General features: G+C 59.2%; 15 protein-coding genes. 5 read left to right on the forward strand and 10 right to left on the reverse strand.

Going from position 1 to position 21,059, the window contains the following annotated elements; genetic code table 11:
* Positions 1-199: 199 nt before the first annotated feature.
* Positions 200-895, reverse strand: coding sequence for a hypothetical protein (locus CLR77_RS00005; protein WP_097458547.1), 696 nt, complete (start codon positions 893-895; stop codon positions 200-202).
* 373 nt (positions 896-1,268) lie between these two features.
* Between CLR77_RS00005 and CLR77_RS00010 the strand changes: the two genes are divergently transcribed.
* Complete coding sequence (locus CLR77_RS00010; protein ID WP_097458548.1) at positions 1,269-2,270, forward strand: integron integrase; 1,002 nt, start codon at positions 1,269-1,271, stop codon at positions 2,268-2,270.
* Between the two features lie 20 nt (positions 2,271-2,290).
* On the opposite strand, the gene parE is transcribed toward CLR77_RS00010, so the two are convergent.
* From parE to CLR77_RS00025, 3 genes are all read right to left on the reverse strand, one after another.
* Positions 2,291-4,186 (reverse strand): DNA topoisomerase IV subunit B, encoded by a 1,896-nt coding sequence (parE, locus tag CLR77_RS00015; protein ID WP_097458549.1) that lies wholly within the window; start codon positions 4,184-4,186, stop codon positions 2,291-2,293.
* Between the two features lie 77 nt (positions 4,187-4,263).
* Positions 4,264-4,749 (reverse strand): protease complex subunit PrcB family protein, encoded by a 486-nt coding sequence (locus tag CLR77_RS00020; RefSeq protein ID WP_097458550.1) that lies wholly within the window; start codon positions 4,747-4,749, stop codon positions 4,264-4,266.
* Positions 4,749-7,424 (reverse strand): S8 family serine peptidase, encoded by a 2,676-nt coding sequence (locus tag CLR77_RS00025; RefSeq protein WP_097458551.1) that lies wholly within the window; start codon positions 7,422-7,424, stop codon positions 4,749-4,751. Before CLR77_RS00025 ends, CLR77_RS00020 begins: the two co-directional genes overlap by 1 nt.
* 373 nt (positions 7,425-7,797) lie before the next feature.
* Here CLR77_RS00025 and CLR77_RS00030 point away from each other — a divergent pair, with 373 nt between their 5' ends.
* Together CLR77_RS00030 and CLR77_RS00035 are read left to right on the forward strand one after the other, a co-directional pair.
* Complete coding sequence (locus tag CLR77_RS00030) at positions 7,798-9,495, forward strand: amidase (protein ID WP_097458552.1); 1,698 nt, start codon at positions 7,798-7,800, stop codon at positions 9,493-9,495.
* A 143-nt stretch (positions 9,496-9,638) separates the two neighbouring features.
* Positions 9,639-10,424: an ATP-grasp domain-containing protein gene (locus tag CLR77_RS00035; RefSeq protein ID WP_097458553.1), complete on the forward strand. Its 786-nt coding sequence runs from the start codon at positions 9,639-9,641 to the stop codon at positions 10,422-10,424.
* A gap of 47 nt (positions 10,425-10,471) precedes the next feature.
* Here the strand turns inward: CLR77_RS00035 and CLR77_RS00040 are convergent, their stop codons facing one another.
* From CLR77_RS00040 to CLR77_RS00065, 6 genes are all read right to left on the reverse strand, one after another.
* On the reverse strand, positions 10,472-11,452 hold the full coding sequence (locus CLR77_RS00040; RefSeq protein WP_097458554.1) for an SGNH/GDSL hydrolase family protein: 981 nt from the start codon (positions 11,450-11,452) through the stop codon (positions 10,472-10,474).
* Positions 11,453-11,759: 307 nt separating this feature from the next.
* Complete coding sequence (locus tag CLR77_RS00045; RefSeq protein WP_097458555.1) at positions 11,760-13,817, reverse strand: TRAP transporter large permease subunit; 2,058 nt, start codon at positions 13,815-13,817, stop codon at positions 11,760-11,762.
* A 40-nt stretch (positions 13,818-13,857) separates the two neighbouring features.
* Positions 13,858-14,880: a putative solute-binding protein gene (locus tag CLR77_RS00050; protein ID WP_097458556.1), complete on the reverse strand. Its 1,023-nt coding sequence runs from the start codon at positions 14,878-14,880 to the stop codon at positions 13,858-13,860.
* 51 nt (positions 14,881-14,931) lie between these two features.
* The gene (locus CLR77_RS00055) at positions 14,932-15,981 is read right to left on the reverse strand and encodes a hypothetical protein (RefSeq protein WP_097458557.1); all 1,050 of its coding nucleotides are present in this window, start codon (positions 15,979-15,981) and stop codon (positions 14,932-14,934) included.
* A gap of 510 nt (positions 15,982-16,491) precedes the next feature.
* Positions 16,492-17,283 carry a transporter substrate-binding domain-containing protein gene (locus tag CLR77_RS00060; RefSeq protein WP_097459615.1) on the reverse strand — a complete coding sequence of 264 codons (792 nt, stop codon included), beginning with the start codon at positions 17,281-17,283 and terminating at the stop codon, positions 16,492-16,494.
* A 158-nt stretch (positions 17,284-17,441) separates the two neighbouring features.
* Complete coding sequence (locus CLR77_RS00065) at positions 17,442-18,050, reverse strand: TetR/AcrR family transcriptional regulator (protein ID WP_097458558.1); 609 nt, start codon at positions 18,048-18,050, stop codon at positions 17,442-17,444.
* 294 nt (positions 18,051-18,344) lie between these two features.
* On the opposite strand from CLR77_RS00065, the gene CLR77_RS00070 reads away from it, so the two are divergent.
* Complete coding sequence (locus CLR77_RS00070) at positions 18,345-20,144, forward strand: acyclic terpene utilization AtuA family protein (RefSeq protein WP_097458559.1); 1,800 nt, start codon at positions 18,345-18,347, stop codon at positions 20,142-20,144.
* 26 nt (positions 20,145-20,170) lie between these two features.
* Positions 20,171-21,046 carry an SDR family oxidoreductase gene (locus CLR77_RS00075; RefSeq protein WP_097458560.1) on the forward strand — a complete coding sequence of 292 codons (876 nt, stop codon included), beginning with the start codon at positions 20,171-20,173 and terminating at the stop codon, positions 21,044-21,046.
* Positions 21,047-21,059: the final 13 nt, after the last annotated feature.

Here is a 21,059-nt window from a genome sequence, read left to right on the forward strand (position 1 = left end):
TCTGCCTCAATGAAGACGCAGCAGTCTTCAGGATCATTCGGTGATGCACCGTAGTCCAAATCAGGGCTCATAATACTTTTCAGTCGAGCGTGCATAGACGGTCCGTTGTCAGTTAACGCAGAAGGTAACGGGCCGCTTTAGCGCGGAGCCAAAGGCGGAGCGGAAAAGCGGTCCCGTTGACCGTATTGTTATGCAAAATTCACCTCCATAGTCCAAGCGCCTGCATCAACACTTTGGCTCGAAAACTCATATTAGATAGGGTGATCCTCCAATAGTGTCTAATGAATGGCCAAATTTTGCCTTGTTGTAGTTCCCGAACTGTATTCGGTAGAGTCCAGCGTAGATTAATTTCTTCCCGATTAATTTGCTTTCCCGAGCTGTCAAAGACATTTTCTGCCACATCCTCGACGCAAATTTCATATTCGTACCTGGGGCGGTAGAGACCGCTTCCAGGTTTTATCTCCATATGTTCCTGCAAAATCTTCTCGTCAGCAGTGCCTTGTACGGGAAATTCGAAAACAATATTCAGGCGTCTTGCTTCTCTCGGCGAAAACTGAATTGGCAACTTAAGTTCTTGGTCACTGGTTTTATCTATTATCTTTACTCCCCCATAGCCAAACCGGAGGGTAGACGTTTTCTTTTTATTCCCCCACACAGCCAAATGCAAATGTGTCACTGTGTTCGGATCGAGACTTTGGTTTTTTAGTATTCCCACGCTGGAAAAGCGATAAAAATGCACTCCCTCGTTGTCGTAATGAGTGCCGGAGCCGCTTTGAAAGTCCAACTTGAAACGCGGCCGTTTACGTAAATTTTGGAAGATCAAATAAATCAGCGAAATCAGGCCTGATACGGAGCCTAACTTCAGTACTTGGTCGATGATGGTTTCGTGCGCCATTTTTGATTCCAGAGCAGATCAATACGCATAACAGTTAATTCAACGACAAATGTCGTATATCACGTTGTCGTTTATCTCCACAAACCCAAAATCGCAAAGCAAGAAAACACTTCAATATCAAAAGCATAGAAGATCACACCTAATCCTGCCTGAATTTTTGCGTCACTTGTCGTCTATATCCGGCTTACCACTCATCACTTATCCATTAGTACCGAAAGACACAATTCCTATTTTTTCAAAAGGATACACATAAACTATCAGCAATATCCTGGAAATCAGCGACATGTGTCGCATATCTACACGAGCAGATGCCTGTTGACATAGGCTTTCTGCAAAAATACTGTATATAAAAACAGCAAAAAGGATAGACGACATGGACGTCCCTCCCCTCCTTCCAGCAAGCCCCACGCGATTCATCGATCGCCTAAGGGCCTTTATTCGTGCCCGAAACCTCGCGTACAAGACGGAAAAAACCTATGTCCATTGGACCAAGCGTTTTATCCGGTTCCACGACCGTCGACACCCGACGGAGCTGGATAGTCAGGACATCGAACGATTCCTGTCTCACTTGGCGGTACAGGGCAGTGCCAGCGTCAATACGCAGCGCACGGCGCTCAATGCCTTGGTTTTTCTATATCGGGAATTTCTTGGGATAGCCGTGGAAGACCTGCAATTTCAGCAGTCCAGAAAACCTCGTCGCATACCTACGGTATTCACCTCGTCAGAGGCGAAAGCGATCATTGATGGACTCGATGGTGAGTTCCGTCTTCTGGCAATGCTGATGTACGGGTCTGGATTACGTATCAGTGAGGCTGTACGGCTGCGCGTCAAGGACGTTGATTTTGGGATGCAACAGCTCATCGTGCGTAATGGCAAGGGTAACAAGGACCGGGTGACGTTATTGCCCGGTGCGCTAAATGCGCCCCTTCACGCCCAGAGACAACTTGTCGAGGCACGGCATCGAGCAGATCTGGAACAGGGCTTCGGGCGCGTCTACCTCCCCAATGCCTTGAGCCGAAAGTATCCCCGTGCAGAAATTGAACTGGGCTGGCAATATCTCTTTCCTGCGCGGGACCTGTCTATTGACCCTCGTTCAGGTGTCCGTCGTCGCCACCATATCCTGGAGCGCACGGTCCAAAGGCAGATCAAAGAGGCACTCCGGAAGGCGGATATTCACAAACTTGCCGGCAGTCACACCTTCCGCCACAGCTTCGCAACGCGACTACTGGAAGCGGGTTACGACATACGCACGATCCAGAAGCTGCTCGGCCACGCTGACGTTCGCACAACGGAAATCTATACGCATGTCGTTCGCAAGGGCGGATTTGGTGTACGCAGCCCCGTAGACGCCTTAATGGAAGACGTCACCGGGTGAGATGTTGAGATCCCGGAGACCTAGCCTGCCACGTCAGCCAGATTACCGTAGGTCTCCAGCCAGACCTTGCGGTCGGATGAACGCTTCTTACCGAGCAGCATATCCATCCGGTCGTCAGTGCCGTCACCTTCGGCAAGCGTGAGCTGGACCAGGCGGCGGGTATCCGGCGCCATGGTGGTTTCACGAAGCTGGAGGGGATTCATTTCGCCAAGGCCCTTGAAGCGGGTGACCTGGGGCTTGCCCTTCTTCTTCTCCGCCACCAAACGATCCAGAATGCCCTGCTTCTCGTGCTCGTCGAGCGCATAGAACGTTTCTTTACCCACATCGATCCGGTAGAGCGGCGGCATGGCGACGAACACGTGACCGGCAGCGACTACCGGGCGGAAGTGCTTGACGAACAGCGCACACAGCAAGGTGGCAATGTGCAAGCCGTCGGAGTCGGCATCGGCGAGGATACAGACCTTACCGTAACGGAGACCGTCGAGCTGATTCGAGCCAGGATCGACACCGATGGCAACGGCAATATCGTGGACTTCCTGGGAGGCGAGAATCTCGCCGGAATCCACTTCCCAGGTGTTCAGGATCTTGCCCCGCAACGGCATGATCGCCTGAAACTCGCGGTCTCGGGCCTGCTTGGCAGAACCGCCTGCAGAGTCCCCCTCCACCAGGAAAAGTTCGCCACGGCTGGCATCGGCACCGGTACAGTCCGCCAGTTTGCCCGGCAGCGCAGGTCCGGAAGTGACTTTTTTACGGGCTACCTTGCGGCTTGCGCGCAGGCGGCGCTGGGCGTTGTTGATGAAAAAGTCGGCCAGCGCTTCGGCAACGTCGGTATGCTGGTTCAACCAGAGACTGAAGGCGTCTTTCACGACGCCGGAGACAAAGGTCGCCGCTTCCCGCGAGGACAGGCGCTCCTTGGTCTGCCCGGAGAACTGGGGATCGAGCATCTTATAGGACAGCACGTAACTGCAGCGATCCCAGACATCTTCGGGCGAGAGTTTGATACCACGCGGCAGGAGATTACGAAACTCGCAAAACTCGCGCATCGCTTCCAGCAGCCCTGTACGGAAGCCGTTGACGTGAGTACCGCCCTGGGCCGTCGGAATCAGGTTAACGTAACTTTCGGTGACCAGATCGCCGCCCTCCGGCAACCATTGCACGGCCCAGTTAACCTCTTCGGTGTTGCCGTTCATCAGCCCGGTGAAAGGGGCATCCGGCACGGTTTCCAGATCGGTCAGCGCCGTGCGCAGGTAATCGCGCAGGCCGTCGGCATAACACCACTCGTCTTTTTCGCCGGTCTGTTTCTGGGTAAAGGTGACACTCAGCCCCGGACAGAGCACGGCTTTGGCGCGTAAGATGTGGCGCAACCGGCTGACCGAAAACTTGGGGCTATCGAAATATTTCGGGTCGGGATGAAAGGTGACGGTCGTGCCGGTATTACGTTTGCCCACAGTATCAACGACCGCCAGATCCGACGTTTTGTCGCCGTTGGCGAAGGTCATGCGATAGAGCTGGCCGTCCCGCTTGATTTTGACTTCCAGTTGGCGAGACAGGGCATTCACCACAGAAACCCCCACCCCGTGCAAACCACCGGAGAACCCGTAGCTACCCTGGGAGAACTTTCCCCCCGCGTGGAGCCGGGTCAGGATCAGTTCCACCCCGGGCACCCCTTCCTCGCGATGCATATCGACCGGCATGCCCCGTCCGTCATCTTCCACCGAGAGTGAGCCGTCTTCGAACAGCACCACGTCGATCCGCGTCGCATGGCCGGCCAGCGCCTCGTCGACGCTGTTGTCGATCACCTCTTGAGCCAGATGATTGGGCCGGGTGGTGTCGGTGTACATGCCCGGGCGCTTGCGCACCGGGTCCAGGCCGCTAAGGACTTCGATCGCGTCGGCGTTGTACTGCTGTTCACTCATTCGCGGGGGTACCCTATCAAAGATGGTTCTTTCGCTGGGAACACTAGCTTAGGCATTAGCGCAGAAAGGTCAACGGGTCAGGGGTGCGAGAGTTGCCAATTTGTCTCACCGGCACCGCTTACCCGCAACTGCTGCCAGCCGTTCTGGGGAATAGAAAGGATCAGACAGGGCGTAGTGATCATCTGTGCCATCGCCAGGCCGGGAGCCGGCACATGCGCAGAGACCCGGATTTCCAGCGTTTTGCCGGTGAGCGTGCTATCCGTCAGTGTCAGCCCATAACCCGGTGTAGGCTTGCGGCCCTGGGCGATAAGCAGGACCCAACGTCCCGTCTCGAGGGGATCGGGCGATGAGCCGCCGAATCGCTGTTGATTGAACGGTAGGCGCTCCCACTGCGCATGCCCGGTGACCAGATGCAGCCCCGCTTGCGCAAACCCGCATTGCCCCCTGGACTGAAGAGTTTTGACATCACCAGCCATTGTCTTCTCTCCCGCCAGCAACGTACAGCCGGCCAGCGAGGCCAGCCACCCGGCGAACAGCGGCAACAGGCAACCTTTCAGGCGCATCACGGCGAGTTCATACTGCGCGTGGCGGGCGTTCCACCGGAGTTGCCTTCCGGTAACCGGGCATAGCCGGAGAAGCCCGGGCGCGGCAGGCTTTGCTGGCTTGCCACGGGGCGACGATAGCTGGTCGTGAGATCGACACTGATCGGAGTCGTGCCGACCGTGATCAACTGCGGCGCACCATTGACCGGATATTCCGCACAGGACTCGCCCGAAGAACAGATGTAGCCATCGTTATCCAGGTCCGAGCCGGCCGACAAGTAATACTGACCAGCCGGGACGTTATCGAAATAGAAGGTATAGACCCCGTTGGAGAGTTGCGCTGTCGCCTGCTTCACGGTTTTCATGCTCCCATCGGCATTCAGTGTCGTCAGCAGCACAAACTGCCGGCCGGCATTCCGGTCTGCCACATTGTCTCCCAAGCGGACGATAACCGGCACCGTCAGCGAACGGGCGTTCCCGGAACTGAAATAGGAAACGGTCAGCTCGGTCCGGTAACCCTGGTCGAGCTTGAGTTGAGTGGTATCGACCTTCAGCGTGGTCTGATAATCAGCCAGGCCATTGCTGAACGACGCTGGCGTTGCTGTCAGCCATGTGGCGCCTGAGCTGATCGAAACGCCGGTGATAGCACTGATATCACCCAGTGGCTTGAGATCCAGCGTCTGCGTGTCCGCCGATCCGGTGAAATCGACGAGCGTCGGCTCCGGTGACAAAATCGAGGGGATATTGTTGTTCGCCGCGGCGTCGACGGCTTTCAATGCGTCGATCAAGCCGTAGCCATAGACGTTATCCCGGCCTGCCGCGCCCAGGTCATCCGTCAGTTGCCCCAGCTCCAACAACTGCCGGAAGCGATCCGTATTCACCACCGGAGTACCTTTCAGGACCGCTTCGCGCTGCATGAGAGCCACGATACCGCTGACATGCGGTGTCGCCATCGACGTCCCCTGCATGCCCGCGTAGGACGCCACCGCCGTACCGCTGCTGTCGTCCGCCCAAGTACTGACGATAACGTCCGCCTGACCGTCACCGTTGGCGTCCCGAGTGGCATCGCCGCCCGGAGCCACCAGATCGACCCAACTGCCATAGTTCGAATAGCTCGCCAGGTTCTTGCCGCCATCGACAGCGCCCACCGCGATGACATTGGAAAATGCTGCAGGATAGGTCGGTGTGCTGGTGGCCTCGTTACCCGCCGCCGCCACCACGACGACACCGTCTGCCACCAACTGATTAATGGCGGCTTCCAGGGCCGTGTCCGGCCCCAGCCCGCCCAGACTCATATTGACTACATGGGCCCTGGGGCTGTGATTATTATCGACCCAAGACAGCGCATTGATCAGGTCAGACGCCGTGCCGGAACCGTTCTTGCCCAATACCCGCACAGGCAGGATCTTGGCATCGTAGGCAACACCGGTAACGCCGATACCGTTGACCACGGCGGCGATGGTCCCCGCCACATGGGTGCCGTGATAGTCCGTGCCACCCGTGGAGTCTCCGCCGGGGTCAATCGCGCAGTTGTCGGGCCCAGGCTGGTTGTCGGTATCCAGGCTGACGGAAACCTCATCGTCTCCCGCCTCGACATTGGCCTTCAGATCGGGATGCCAATCCGCATTGCCAAGACTATCGCATGAGCCATAAGCGAAGATGCCGGTATCCAGGACGGCAACCGTCTGCCCCAATCCCGCGTTGGGTTCAATCTGCCAGGCCAGCGGAAGGTTGATCAGGGGGTAGTTCCACTGCTGCGGATACAACGGCTCTGTAACCGGGGACGCCATTGTTTGGAAGATGTAGTCCGGCTCGGCGCTGGCGACACTCGGGTCCTTACGCAGTTGCTTGATCCACTGCACCGTATCCTGACGCGCCTGCGCCAGGTCATTACCGGACAGGGCCCGGGCTATCCCAGCGGGAATCCGGCGAACCCGCATAGCCTTGCCACCCAAGTGGCTGGATTCGGCCACGTCCAGCGAATCCACCGACGACGCCGAGACCTGGCCGCTGCTATCGGCTTTCATGGTGACAATGGCCTGGTTCGGCACAAAGTCCGCCTGGTTCCACTCGAGGGACGAACTCTTCAGTGCCGCGGCCTGCAACAGGGTGTTGACGGTCAACACATAGCGGATCGGACCGCCCTGCTGGATCTGCAGGTCGATCACGTAATTGCCATCACCGTAGCCGCCAGGCAATTTCAGGGTAATGGGGGCCGTGCTGGAACTACTGTTGTAGGAGGTGGAGGTGACCAGGTTGCCGCTATCATCCCAGAGGGTGAGGCTCGCCAGTATCGGCGTCGACCCGCTGGCGCGACTGGGGAATATCTGCCAGGTGATCACCTGGTCGGTTATCAGTTTGAGCCGGAATTTGTCTTCCGGATCGGCAGGATAAGAAAACCCCTGGCTGCTCAGATGGGTGTCATACGGGTAGACGCCACTGCTGTCACTGAGGAAACCCGCCAGGATCAATGGGCTGGCCGTATCCTGAGGTGTGGTGTTGTTGACCAGCCGGAAGTCGCCCGCCTCCAATTGATCCGCGGTATCGCCATCAACCCGGGTATTGGCCTCAATATGGATGGTCCCGGAGATCTGGTGAGTGGTCGTGACGTTGCTGGAAGAACTCCCCCCTCCGCCACAACCGGTGAGGCCGAGCACACACAGCGCTACAGGCAATATCCGGGAAATCAACCGCATCCAACCACTCTCCAACGGGAAGACTCATACCGCGCCGCCGCGAACCGTCTCAAACTAACGGCAAGCCGACGGGCAACGGCCATCTTGGGAAAATCAGGCAAAACGACCGGAAACCGGTATATACACCGAAAGACAGAGTAGCAAAATCGACGCCAGGATAAAGCTGGAGAGTCGACATGAAAAACACTTTTTACGTATACCCTCCGGACCGGCCCCGCCCGTGAGATAACCGTGCCACAGGGCCGCCAAGTCCGTAGCCCATGTTGACATAGCCCGACCATAAGCTAGCTTTCAATAGATGCCCCACAAAGAGGGCCGACAAACGGCTTCTTGGCCGTTACCCCGCTATTGCGCAAACTCGGACCATTCCTCAATGGACTACGACCTAAAATCCGTTCACGCCCCCCGCCTCGCAGGCGCGACACTGAAGACCCTGGCCACGTTACTCGAAAACGGCTACACCCATCGTTTTCTCCAGCAGCCGCTGCTAAGGGAAGCCGGCCTGGAGACCCTCCGGGAAACCCCGCTCAGCGCGCCAATCACCAGTATGCCATTGCACCTGAACAGCCGGGCCGTGCCTCTCAATCTCGCTGAAGAAAGCCGAAAGCCCCTCGATTCAGGTGAATTGCCCGAACCGTTTACCGACACCGAATTCAAACCGGTAACCGCCGCGGCTCTCGCCCATGCCTATAGGGAGGCGCGCACAAACCCGGTCACTGTCGCGGAAAAGGTGATCGCCGGCATCGAGGCAACCGGTGCCGGCGATACCCCGCTTAACGCCTTTATCTGCAGCCAGGCAGACAACATCCTTCGCCAGGCACGCGAGTCCCTGGCCCGTCTTAAGGATGGCAACCCTCGCAGCCAACTGGAAGGCGTTCCCGTCGCCATCAAAGATGAGCTGGATGCTCTGCCCTATAGTACCTCCGTGGGAACACGCTTCCTCGGCAAAGACGGTTCCTGCCGGGACGATGCCACTGTGGTCGCCCGCCTCAGGGCCGCCGGTGCCGTGATCATCGGCAAAACCAACATGCATGAAATCGGCCTGGGCGTCACCGGCAACAATCCCCACTGGGGCGTCTGCCGCAATCCCTACAACCCCAGGCATCACAGTGGGGGATCGTCCAGCGGATCGGCGGCCGCCGTCGCGGCGGGTCTCTGCCCGATAGCCGTCGGTGCGGACGGCGGCGGCTCCATACGGATTCCTGCGGCACTGTGTGGCGTCACCGGGCTCAAGGCCACCTGGGGCCGCATCAGCGAAAGTGGCGCAGCGCCACTGTGCTGGAGCGTCGCCCATAACGGGCCTATTGGCACCTGTGTCGATGATGTCGCCCTCGCTTATATGACCATGGCCGGCCCGGACATCAACGACCGCTGGACCCTGTCCCAACCCACTGCCCACCTGCGGGATTACCTGAAAGACGATCTGCGCGGCCTGCGGGTCGGCATCTATTCCCCCTGGTTCCGGCATGCCAGCGATGACGTGGTGGACGTCTGCGAATCTGCGGTACGGGTGCTGCTGGAGCGTGGTGCCACCCGGCACGAATTCGAGATCGAACATCTCAATCTGCAACGCGTTGCGCACGCCGTCACCATCGTCAGCGAAATGCTGGCCAGCATGAACGGCTACTATCCGGGAAAACGCACCCATTTCTCTCTGGAGACCCGCGTCAGCCTGGCATTGGGCAGCCAGTTCACCGCCAGGGATTATGTTCGGGCACAGCAGGTGCGAACCCTGGCCATTCAATCCTTTATGCGCGCCCTGAGCGATGTGGACATCCTGTTGATGCCGACCACCGCCATCACCGCACCGCCGATCCACGCCTCGGCCGTAGCCCAGGGCGAATCCGACCTGCACACCTTGACGGAGCTGATGCGCTTTGCCACCGCCGCCAACCTGACAGGCCTGCCGGCGCTGACGGTTCCGGCCGGTTACGACCGGCACGGTTTACCGGTTGGGCTGCAGCTGATGGGGCGCCCCTGGGAAGAGCACGTGCTGCTGCGAGTGGGACGCACACTGGAGCAACATGCGCCGCGTGAAAAGCCTGCCGTGTACGTTAATCTCCTGGACTGACGGCCTATCGCCGTTTTCACTGCCGGGCAGCAAAAAGCAGAATTGAACGCTATCGGGACTTCTGGCTCAATTCGCCATCGCGGTTACGGGCCTGTGTTCTCAGCGCTCCTCCGCATTCCCAGCGGCTTTCGGCAGATATCTGCATGCGGTTCGTCTCGTTCGATCCGTTCCGGACGTTGCACATCCCGAACGTTACTTATGTCAAACCAGAACACTTCCTGGACCGGCTGGATCTGATTCAGCAGGCCGAGTGTGTCCTTTTCCCGCCCTATTGGCTGGTCAACAGCATTGCCTATGGACTTGGCAAGCCGATCTTCCCCAGTCTGGCCAGTTACCATCTGGGCCACGACAAGATCGAGATGACCCGGGTCTTCCAGGCCATTTGCCGCGAACAGGTTCCGCAAACGCTGATCCTGGCCAATGAACCCCACAATCAACAACAGGTGCTCGACACGCTGACCTTTCCCTTCGTCGCCAAGACGGTGAAAAGTGCACGTGGCCAGGGTGTCTTTCTGATCCAGGACCTGCAGGATTGGCAAAGCTACTGTGCGACGCACGACGTTCTTTACGTGCAGGAAAAGCTGGCCATCGATCGCGATTTGCGGCTGGTGGTGATCGGTGACAGCGTAGTGTCCGGTTACTGGCGCCTGCCGCCGCCCGGCGGCTTTCTCAACAACGTTGCCCAAGGCGGCACTCTCAGCTTCGACGCCCTCCCCCCAGTGGCGATCGAGCTGGTCACCCGCCTGGCGCGCCAATTGGGGATCGACCATGCCGGCTTCGACGTCGCGATGGTCGACGGACATCCCTACCTGTTCGAATTCAACCGGCTTTTTGGTAATCAGGGACTGTCGGAACAACAGATCAAGCCAGGTCTGCTCATTCACCGCTGGCTGACCCGTCACGACATGATACTGAGCGAAAGCGTTTGATCGGGAGAGGAGACGCAGCCGCCACTGATGCGACGGCTGCGGAGGGATCACTGAACCAGCTTGAGCATCCCCAACCCGGCACGCTGATGCGTGACCGCCGTCGGATGGATCTCGTCATAGAACAGCCAGGTATTGAAGTTACAGCCCGGCGATACCCCGACCTTGGTCAGCTCGTAGATACAGGGGTCGGTCACGTCGGTGTAACCGTATTCCGCAGGGTTGGCGACCAGCTTGTCCAGAAGATTGAACAGGCTGTACTGTTTGATATCCAGCCCGGTGGCCTCTTCGACCTCGTCCACGGCGATCGCCAGACGCAGGTCATAGTCCTGGGACAACCAACGGCTGACCTGACGCAGTTCAGACGACAGGAAATAGCCGTAAAGTGTCGTCGTGGTCGCTTTCAATTGCGCCGCCTTGATCCCCGTCATCGGCGTCTTGCCGACGTCAGGCGCATCCACCACCAGAATGTGGCGGGCACCTGCAGCGATCAGGGTCTGCAATTCCGTTTTCACCGCCGCCGCTGCCTGTTGCAGGCGCGTGTCGGCTGCCGTTCCCGAATCCCAGGAACCTTGAATCATGATGTCCTGGGCGGCAAAGATATCGTTTCCGCCAATCATCATGACGTAAAGGGCATCCGAGGGGGCATGTCCGCCATGGATCATCAGGAAGGCATTGACCTGGGTCGGCACGTTGATATCGGCCGTTGCAGGATTGCCGTCGGCATCGATGGCCACAGCGCCGGCAACGGCGTAATCGTTACCGTAGTTGCCGTTAACCACGCTGGGCGGCAAAAGGTGCAGTGAGGGACTCAGCGTCAGACCAAGGCCGCTGGCCAGGTCTTCGACCGCGACCGGCCCATTGCTGAAACGAACCGGATACTGGCTGTCGATGGCATGCAGGTTGCCGATATCGGACAACGAGTCGCCAAAGACATAGATCTGGCTATAGGATGCGGCCTGAGCCAGGACGGCCCAGAAGCCGAGGACAACTGGCAGAAGCCAGCGCAGGGAGTTCGTCAGGCGTTTCATTCACAACCTCCACATTCTTGATTCTTTTTATGGGTTGCCGGGCGAGGCGTGAAGCGCTGAGGCAGTTCCCGGCCCTCCCCTGAACGGCCTCTGTAGCATGCCAATATTTACAATTCGTAACAGTTCACAAGCACACAAAATCAGGCACAACGGGCCACCAACATCCAAAAACCAGAGACAAACCACAATCGGCCCGTGATGCCGCGCACAATTATCGGCAAAGGCCGCTAGCGGGACAGAATGGATCGGGGAACATCGCGGAGAGGTGCCGGACCGCAACAGGGTTGCGGTCCGGCCAAGGATGGGATTACTTGGCGTAGAAGAACAGCGGTACGAAAGCGACCAGCAGCAGCGTCGTGCCCATGACCACGAGCGGCAACAGCAAGCGCTCATAACGGTGCCAGAAAGAACCGTGATCCTCCGCAACCAGCACTTCCTTCTCACCAACCACCTGCCGCGCCAGCAGGTGGTTCAACGCGACAGGTGGCGTCAGGTATCCCAGCTCGAAGGCAACCAGGGTCACCACCCAGAAATGCAGCGGGTTGATCCCCTGTTTGATAGCCACGGAGGAAATCGTGGCCGAGACCAGAATCACGGCGCCGAAGGGGTCCATGATCATACCGATAAAGGTCAGGATCACCACGACCGACAACATCACCAACCAGGGGTTATGCAAGCTCTCCGGGAACAGCCACGTCACCAGGTCGGAACGGTCGAGCACACCGCCCATGGAGATGGAAAAGCCGATCAGTGCCAGCAGGGCACCGATATGCACGGCCGAATCGCTGGCCGCCGCCGTCGCCCGGCTCCAGAAGGCTTTCAGCCGGCTGCCCTCTGCACCGAACCTGGCATCATGGAACACCAGGGCCAGCATGATGATCGGCAGGATCAGCGGCGCGCTGTTGTCGTTGAAGGCGAGATCGAGGAACACCCGGAACGCCAACAGCCCGACGACAAAGATCAGCACATGGGGTAGCAGCGGACGCAGGGCACGCACCGACTCACCCATGGCCTGACGCCAGTCGACATCGGTCGGCCACCAGCGATCCTCGGTCTTCCACAGGATCAGGCTGAACAGGGTCGCGGTCAACAGGAAAACGGCATTCCCCCAGGCGTACATCTGGTCCGTCGTCACATCGCGGTTAAGGGCCGCCACGATCACCACCAACAGACAGGGATTGAGCACAACCCCCAGACTGCCCGACATGGCCGTGGTAGCCAGCGCCAACTGACGACGGGCCCCCGCCTTACGTAGCTCGTCGTATATAACGCCACCGGCCGCCAGCACGAAGATCCCCGAAGCGCCGGTGAAGGCCGTTGGAAACGCCGTAGTGAAGATCACCAATGCGGCGAAGGGACCGGGCGGCAGTTTCCAGGGTTTGATCACCTCCAGCAGCAAGTCCGGCAGACGCGTCTGCTTGAGGGCCATCCCGACCAGCACATAGAGTCCGATGTTGATGAACATGGACGACAGGTTGCTCATCTGGCTGAAGTTGACCGCCAGCCCTTCCGAATATCCCGCAACCCCCATGAAGTAGCCGAAAGCGATGATGCCCATCCAGCAGTAGAGCGGCACCGCCAGCAAGGATGAAGGACCGATTCGGCCCGGCGCCATACGTTCCGGCACTGAAAAGAAGCGGAACAGGTTGATCGCCATCAGCAACCCGAAGACCGTCAGCCAGCCCCACTGCAGACTGACAATGGAACCGGCGTCCGGCGACGCCTGCAGACGCTGCCCGTAGGTATACAGCGAGAGGCTCATCAGGCCGTTGACCGCAAACTGGAATGCCTCGACCATCCGCCATTCCGCCCGGTTACGGGCCAGTCGCAGGCTGATCTGCTCGTTGTCGAAAGCAGCGATCGCCGCCGCCATGGCGAAGATCATCATGAACAGGTAGGTCTTGAGCTGGATGTTGGCCAGCAGCCAGTCCGACATGTTGCGTTCGACGGATTTGTAGGCAATCAGTGCCGGCGTGATCTGAGTTCGCATCTGGTCGTAGAGGGCATGCTTCTGCTTACACAGCGCCAGATTGCTTTCCAGTGACTGACGGATCGCCTTGGGGTCCGGCGTGCTGTCGAACAGCGAGTCGGCATCCGCCGTTGACTGCGCCAGCTGCGCCTTGATGGCGGCGTCGATGTCGATATGCGTCTTACAGGTCGGCGCCCTGGCATCGGGGTCGAGCAGGTAATAATTCGGCCAAAGCTTTTCCCCCAGCCATAGCATCTGGGAGTGGATGGAACTGCCCAGACCGAGCAACAGCGTCGCCATCAGCAGCGCCAGCAGGAGCAGCCCCTGCAGGCGATGGATGGGATACACCGCCGTCGGGGCATCAGTCGACATCACCGTCATTGCACGCCAGTTCATAGAGTTGTCCTATCCTGTCCGCAGTCTCGACTCACAACGGTTATTCGTGATCCGACGCCGTACATTCGGACGCACCCGGGTTGTACTTGCAGCGGACTTTCCACAGCAGATGCAGCATCTTGGCGCTGTAGACCTTGGTCACTTTGTGCCCCTCGCTATCCACGCCGTCACGCAGCTGGATGCGGTTCTGCCGGAACATTTCCTGATAACCCTGGATATCCTGCTGCGAGATCGGTATCCATTTGTCTGCGGGAATGTCCTTTTCGTGTTGCTGGATCACATTCATCGCCTTGTCGTAGAGACCGGCCACGATCTCACGCGACTTCTGGGCGAAATCCTTTGAAAAGGCGGAGTCCTTGGCGATCAGCTGCATGGTCAACTGGGCCAGTGGGTACTTGACCACACCGCCCTTGTCATCGACCCCCTTGTACAGTTCCAGCGCCTTGTAGGCATAAGCCGGGGCATAGCAGGCATCGACCATGCCGTTGTTGAACTTGCTGGCGAAGTTGGTGATATCGGACGGCACGACCGTCGCCTTGACGAAGTTCACCATGTGAATGGCGTCTTTCTGGTAATCCAGCGTGGCAATCTTCTTGCCCGCCAGCTTGCCTGCGGTATTGATGTTCTTGTTGTCGACAAACAGGTAGCCCGCGCCCAACGGCAGGATGCCCAACACCTCATAACCGTTGCTGTCCATGTAAGGCGCCGCTTTCGGTCGCGCGAGCGTCATCAGCACGGTTTTCAGCTCCTGATAGGTGGGCAGTGCGCCCACGGCGCTAATCGTGCCCGTAAAGCGGTTGAAACGGCGGGTCCGCAAATCCGTCGCCGCCAGGATGTCACACTGGCCGGAAAGGAAGTCGCCCAGCGCGACGTTCTCATCCGTGTATGGCCGCAGGTCAATCTGCACGCCATCGGCACGGGCCTGCAGCGCGTAGTCTTTCATCAGGTTGAAACTGTCGCCGTTGGCGCCGATCACGTCGAATACGCACATGGTATGTTTTTCAGCGGCCTGCACAGAAAGGGCGGCCAACGCCAGACACAAGGCTCCCAGGAAACGCAACATCGTTTAAATCCTCCAGAATAAATTCAATCCGCCAATGGCAGGACGAGCCCGTTACAGCAGGTCGTCCAGGGCCTTGCCGGACATGCCCGAATCTTTGGTCAAATCACCGAAACGAAGCGCGGGTGTCCGCCGCCCGTAGTGACGGGTCCAGTAACGGTCGGAAACGGCCATTACGGTTTGGCGAGCCACTTCATCCACCAGCCGGTATTGCTTCCAGACCTTCATGGTCTTGCCTCCGGCAGCAAACCGGTGGATGGCGTCTGCCAGGATCTTGTCCTTACCCAGGTTCTCGGCCATGACCACTTCCAGCGCACCGGCCGCCCGCATGCCTTTCTCAACGCCGAGCTTGCTGTCCTGTTTCATCACCGCCCAGGGACTTGGGCCATCCTTGGGTTTCGTGGCAGGAATCAGTAACCAGACCGCTGCCCGGACGCTGTCCGGTAACCCGGCCCATTTCCGGTTGCTCAGACAACGTGCGGCCCGCTCTGCCTCCGGCGCGATATCCCGCGGCACATTTACCATCACACCCGACGCCGAATCGTTCATGATGGCCTGCAGTCCGGTGACCAGCCCCATCAGGAACGTGAGTTCATCCTGATCGGTATCGAAATCCGGGCATTGGACGTTGGGATCGGTGTAGTCGTAATCGTAAGCCTTCATCGCCTCCTCGAAACTCTGCAAGCGCCGACGCGCGGTGACGGCCTGCCAGCGTTTCGATTCGGTTCGGGCATCCTCGGCCTCCGATACCTGGCCTGCACGCTCTGCCCGGATCGACCGTAAATCGGCATCCCAGGCTTTCTGCTCGGAGCATTCAGCAGACAGCAACATCAGCAAAGAACCCGTTTTATAGGGGGTGTCGGTGACGGTCTTGAAGGAATAAACCAGAGGGTCCAAAGCCGACCCCATGGTGCAGGTCAGATCGGGATCCGACAAAGAGAGCACGTAGGGCGTGTTGTAGTTCTCGGCGTAACCGGTCATCACCTTGCCGGTCACCGAGTAAATGGGATTCACCGCACATCCGGCGGAGAACAACAAAGCAAGGCATAACGCGGCCCCTAATGGCGCACGCGACAGCCATCCCTGGATCTGGCTGAAAGACATGACTCTTCCCCGTTGCTGTTGTTTTTGTTGAACAACTGTTTTTATTGAAAAAATTTCTGGATTAACAACCGTTTTATTGAACAACTTTATTGAACGACGATGTATTCGTGTTCTGGTGTTTCGAGCGCGGCAGTCGCCACGATTGTCATACAGTCCAACAAACTAACCGAATGTGATGGACTTGACCAGTTGGCCAGACGACACCAATCACGATTCTGTGACGCGGATACAGAATGCGTGCGTCCCGCGCCGCAGGAAATGACCCAGGCGACATCGGGCAATGCCGATTGGGCCAACGACAGGATGAGGGGCTAACCGGAAACGTAAACGGATGAAGGGCCCCGGCAACCCTGGGGCTCCCGGCGCTCAAGATGACGATCCGTTAAGGTATGAGACTTTGTGATCGACGGCACAGTCCGCAATCCGGATACAACGGACGCACGACCAGATCGCCCCCTCTTAAGCCGCCGGCGGACCTTCAGTATCCACTCGGCGGCCCAAAAGTCTGGCCTATTTCAACCAGTGATCGTAAACCTTCTGGAATGCGCCACTGGCCTTTTCCTGATGCAACCACTGGTCGACATAGGCTTTCCAGACATTGTCGCCGAGCGGCAACAGATAGCCTTTTTCCGAGTAGGTAAAGGGGTGATCCGGATGCACGGCACACAGCTTCGGATGCAGTTTCGACTGCAGGCGCGTCTCCACTCCGTCCGTGATCATCAGGTCGGCCTTGCCGGCCAGGAGCTCATCAAAGATCTTGGTGTTGTCCTTGAACATCAGAATCTTGGCCTTCTTCAGATGCTCTCGGTCAAAGTGCTCATTGGTGCCGCCGGGATTGACGATAACCGTGACATCCGGCCGGTCGATCTGCGCCAGCGTCTGGTACTTGTGCTTGTTCTTGCACAGCGTAATCGGCGTCTTGCCGTCCACCACGTAGGGGATGCTGAAGTAGGCCTTCTGCTGACGCTTCAGGTTCACCGAGATACCGCCCATGGCGATATCACATTTGCCCGCGGTGAAGTCCTTCATCAGGTCGGGCCAGGAGGTGCGTACGAAATCCACCTTGACACCCAGCGACTTGGCCAGGGAATTGGCCATGTCGATATCGATGCCTTCATAGTGGTCTTTGGCGCTGTCGAAATAGGTGAAGGGGCGATAGTCGCCAGTGGTGCAGACACGCAGTTGGCCTTTAGCCAACACCGAGTCGAGTGTCGATTCGGCCTGAGCAGCCAATGCCGAGGCGGCCAGCAAAAGGCCTGTCAGTGTCACAAGCCAGCCACGAGCCAAAAGCGGTCCTTTCATGGTCGATCCCTCCGCGAGATTTTTGTTGTTGTTCAGCGCGTACGGAACGGCGTCGTGCACACGCCTGATCCGCAGTATGCTCGCCACTGGAGAGGTTGTCGACGGGGAATATCGCCGTGGGGAACGGCGTTGTCAGAAGCTGGACTGACGCCGGGCGGTCAGGCCAGCTTGAGCATCAGCATGACCTGTTCGGTGAGGTCATCCAAGGTCATCCGGCCATCCGGCCGGTACCAGGTCGAGGTCCAGCTCAGGGCTCCGGTCAGCAAGCGGCGAGCCACCGACGGCTGGGTTTCCAGTTTGCCTGCCGCCTTGACGCCTTCGAGGGCCGACAGCCAGAGCCCTTCATAGTGATCCCGCATAACGAGGATCTCGGCGCGGTTATCCGGCGACAGACTGCGCCACTCATAAACCAACACCGCCATCGCCTCACCGGTTTCACCGTTGACGGACTCCAGCTCGCAGCGCACCAGGGCACGCAATTGGGCCACCGGATCGCGCTCGATATCCACGGCCGCCTGCATGCGCGCCGTGATCAACTGAATGGTTTCCTGCATCACCGCCTTGAGGATGTCTTCCTTGGTGCGGAAATGGTGGAAGATGCTGCCGGATTGAATCCCGACCGCCGCCGCCAGGTCGCGGACCGTGGTGCGCTCATAGCCCTTTTCCCGGAACAGCCGGGCCGCCTTGAGCAGGAGCCGCCCACGGGGACTCTCGGGATCGGAGACATGTCCGCTGGATACCAGGTTCTGCAACGCAACGTTTTCCATCCGCTACCTCTATACACCGGATCAGGATTCTATCGACCGGACCATGACATCCTGCCTCATCAGCCTCATGTCGAGTGAAGCATGCTTTATGACAGGAGGGCCCGCTGCTGTCCATCGCGTAACACTGGCCCCAAAAGCCAAGGCCACCCAGGGCGCAGTATACCGTGATCTTCTCCCTTTACAAACCAAGCGCTTGCTTGGTAGTGTCATTCCAGTGTTTAATCGAACAATGACAGGTGGCGTTTTTACCGAGAAACCACCCAAGACAACCCCGAAAAAACAGGAATCCGGGTCATGACAGCAACAAGGGATCGGGTGCGCATCGGCTGCGCATCAGCCTTCTGGGGCGATACGGAAACGGCGGCACGACAATTGGTCGAGCGCGGCAACATTGATTATCTGGTTTTCGATTACCTGGCCGAAATCACGTTGTCGATCATGGCCGGCCAGAAGATGAAGGACCCGTCGGCGGGCTATGCCACCGACTTCGTGAAGACAGTCATGACGCCCTTGCTTGGCGACATCAAAGCCCGGGGCATCAAGGTCATCAGCAACGCCGGTGGCGTTAACCCGGTGGCCTGCCGTGATGCCCTGCAGGCCGCAGCCGAGGCCGCCGGTGTGGATTTGCGCATCGCGCTGGTGCTGGGCGACGACGTCCTGATGAAGAAAGGCCAGTACGCCAAACAGGGCGTTACCGAAATGAGCACCGGCGCGCCCCTGCCCGGCATGATGGTCAGCCTCAACGCCTACCTCGGCGCCCCCGGCATCGTGCAGGCGCTGGCGTCCGGGGCCGATATCGTCATCACCGGCAGGGTCGTGGACAGCGCTGTCGTGCTGGCACCGCTGGTCCATGAATTCGGCTGGTCCTGGAACGACTATGACAAGCTTGCCCAGGGCAGCCTGGCCGGCCACATCATCGAATGCGGCGCCCAGTGCACGGGCGGCAACTTCACCGATTGGGAAGAGGTCAGCGACGGCTATGCGGACATGGGCTTTCCCATCGTCGAGGTCAGCGCCGACGGTAGCTTCGTCGTGACCAAACCGGAAGGCACTGGCGGCGCGGTGACCTTCGGCACCGTGGCCGAACAGATGGTCTACGAGATCAGCGACCCGCGCGCCTACCTGCTGCCTGACGTCAGCTGCGATTTCACCCAGGTAGCGCTGGAGGAGTTGGGCAGCGACCGGGTTCGCGTCACCGGCGCCCGTGGTCAGGCGCCGACCGACAGCTACAAGGTCTCCGGCACCTGGCCCGACGGCCAGAAATGTACCGTCACCTTCCTGCTGGCCGGCATCGACGCCCGTCGTAAGGCACAGGTCGTGGCGGAAGCCATTCTGGAGAAGACCCGCCGCCTCTTCACGGATCGCGGTCTCGGCGACTACAGCGAAACCAGCATCGAACTGCTCGGCACCGAGACCACTTACGGTCCTCATGGGCGCCACGGCGACACCCGCGAGGTCGTCGTCAAGATCAGCGTTGCCCACCCCAGGAAAGAGGCACTGGTACTGTTCTCCCGCGAGATCGCCCAGGCGGCGACCGGCATGGCGCCGGGCCTCACCGGCATCGTCGGCGGTCGCCCCACCGTCTGGCCCAAGATTCGCCTGTTCTCCTGCCTGATTCCGAAAGCTTCGGTCAGCGTCAGCGTCGATCTGGACGGTCATCGCGAGGATGTCGCCTTCGACACCCGGGGCGGTTTTGATGTCGACCACCTACCCGACGCCCGACAGGGTCCGGCAACGATCGACGCCACCGATACAACTGTACCCCTGATCCGGCTGGCCTGGGCCCGTAGCGGCGACAAAGGCGATCACAGCAACATCGGCGTCATTGCCCGCCAGCCGGAATATCTGCCGTATATCCGTAACGCGCTCAACGAGGCCGCCGTGGCCGACTGGATGCGCCATACGCTCCATCCCGACAATGGCCGCGTCGAAGCCTGGGACCTGCCCGGCATCCACGCCATCAATTTCCTGCTTTACCACAGCCTGGGCGGCGGCGGTGTTGCCAGCCTGCGGATCGACCCGCAGGGCAAGGCGTTCGCACAACAGTTGCTCGAGTTCCCCATTCCCGTGCCGTCGACGCTGTTCGGCCAGTGATGATCGACCGTTTTTGAGGATCGACTATGTCTTACCGTTCTATTTATAGAGACGACCTTTTCCAGGGCAAGACCATCATCGTCACCGGCGGCGGCTCCGGCATCGGTCGCTGTACCGCCCACGAACTGGCGGCACTCGGCGCCCATGTCGCCATCGTCGGGCGCAACGCGGAGAAGCTCGACCGTGTCGCGGCTGAAATCCAGGAAGACGGCGGAAAGGCCAGCCCCTTCGTCTGTGACATCCGCGAAGAAGATGGGGTGAAGCAGACCGTCGCCGCCATCCTGGAAAGCTGCGGTCCCGTGCAGGGGTTGCTCAACAATGCCGGCGGCCAGTTCCCGGCACCGCTCAGCGCCATCAACCAGAAAGGCTGGGAAACCGTGGTGCGCACCAACCTCACCGGCGGCTTCCTGATGTCCCGCGAGGTCTACACCCAGTGCATGAGCAAGCGCGGCGGCAGCATCGTCAATATCGTCGCCGATATGTGGGGCGGCATGCCGGGCATGGGCCACTCGGGCGCGGCGCGCGCGGGCATGGTCAACTTCACCCAGACCGCTGCCGTGGAATGGGCCGCCAGCGGCGTTCGCGTCAACGCGGTCGCACCGGGCTGGATCGCCTCCAGCGGCATGGATCACTACCCGCCGCACATGAAGGTCATGATCCGCAGCCTGCGCGACGGCGTGCCACTCAAGCGCCTGGGCACCGAGGCCGAGGTCAGCAGCGCCGTCTGTTTCCTGCTTAGCGAAGGCGCGGCTTTCGTCAGCGGCGCCACGTTGCGCATCGACGGGGCGGCGTCTCAGGGCGGTCGTGTCTGGCCCTTGCCCAAGGCGCGTAACAACGACGCCTATCAGGGCTTTCACCGAGCAGTGACGCCCCAGGTCCTTGTGGATCTGGACAAAGACTAAAGACGGTTCCCAG

The sequence above is a fragment of the Mangrovitalea sediminis genome (assembly GCF_002514725.1).
Lineage (GTDB): Bacteria > Pseudomonadota > Gammaproteobacteria > Pseudomonadales > Oleiphilaceae > Mangrovitalea > Mangrovitalea sediminis.

Bases quoted from the DNA above. Each gene is read 5' to 3' on its own strand.
- CLR77_RS00020 (WP_097458550.1), bottom strand. From the start codon at position 4,749: ATGCGCCTGAAAGGTTGCCTGTTGCCGCTGTTCGCCGGGTGGCTGGCC.
- CLR77_RS00025 (WP_097458551.1), bottom strand. From the start codon at position 7,424: ATGCGGTTGATTTCCCGGATATTGCCTGTAGCGCTGTGTGTGCTCGGC.
- CLR77_RS00075 (WP_097458560.1), top strand. From the start codon at position 20,171: ATGTCTTACCGTTCTATTTATAGAGACGACCTTTTCCAGGGCAAGACC.
- CLR77_RS00040 (WP_097458554.1), bottom strand. From the start codon at position 11,452: ATGAAACGCCTGACGAACTCCCTGCGCTGGCTTCTGCCAGTTGTCCTC.
- CLR77_RS00070 (WP_097458559.1), top strand. From the start codon at position 18,345: ATGACAGCAACAAGGGATCGGGTGCGCATCGGCTGCGCATCAGCCTTC.
- CLR77_RS00045 (WP_097458555.1), bottom strand. From the start codon at position 13,817: ATGAACTGGCGTGCAATGACGGTGATGTCGACTGATGCCCCGACGGCG.
- CLR77_RS00060 (WP_097459615.1), bottom strand. From the start codon at position 17,283: ATGAAAGGACCGCTTTTGGCTCGTGGCTGGCTTGTGACACTGACAGGC.
- CLR77_RS00055 (WP_097458557.1), bottom strand. From the start codon at position 15,981: ATGTCTTTCAGCCAGATCCAGGGATGGCTGTCGCGTGCGCCATTAGGG.
- CLR77_RS00030 (WP_097458552.1), top strand. From the start codon at position 7,798: ATGGACTACGACCTAAAATCCGTTCACGCCCCCCGCCTCGCAGGCGCG.
- CLR77_RS00010 (WP_097458548.1), top strand. From the start codon at position 1,269: ATGGACGTCCCTCCCCTCCTTCCAGCAAGCCCCACGCGATTCATCGAT.
- CLR77_RS00050 (WP_097458556.1), bottom strand. From the start codon at position 14,880: ATGTTGCGTTTCCTGGGAGCCTTGTGTCTGGCGTTGGCCGCCCTTTCT.
- CLR77_RS00005 (WP_097458547.1), bottom strand. From the start codon at position 895: ATGGCGCACGAAACCATCATCGACCAAGTACTGAAGTTAGGCTCCGTA.
- CLR77_RS00065 (WP_097458558.1), bottom strand. From the start codon at position 18,050: ATGGAAAACGTTGCGTTGCAGAACCTGGTATCCAGCGGACATGTCTCC.
- CLR77_RS00035 (WP_097458553.1), top strand. From the start codon at position 9,639: ATGCGGTTCGTCTCGTTCGATCCGTTCCGGACGTTGCACATCCCGAAC.
- parE (WP_097458549.1), bottom strand. From the start codon at position 4,186: ATGAGTGAACAGCAGTACAACGCCGACGCGATCGAAGTCCTTAGCGGC.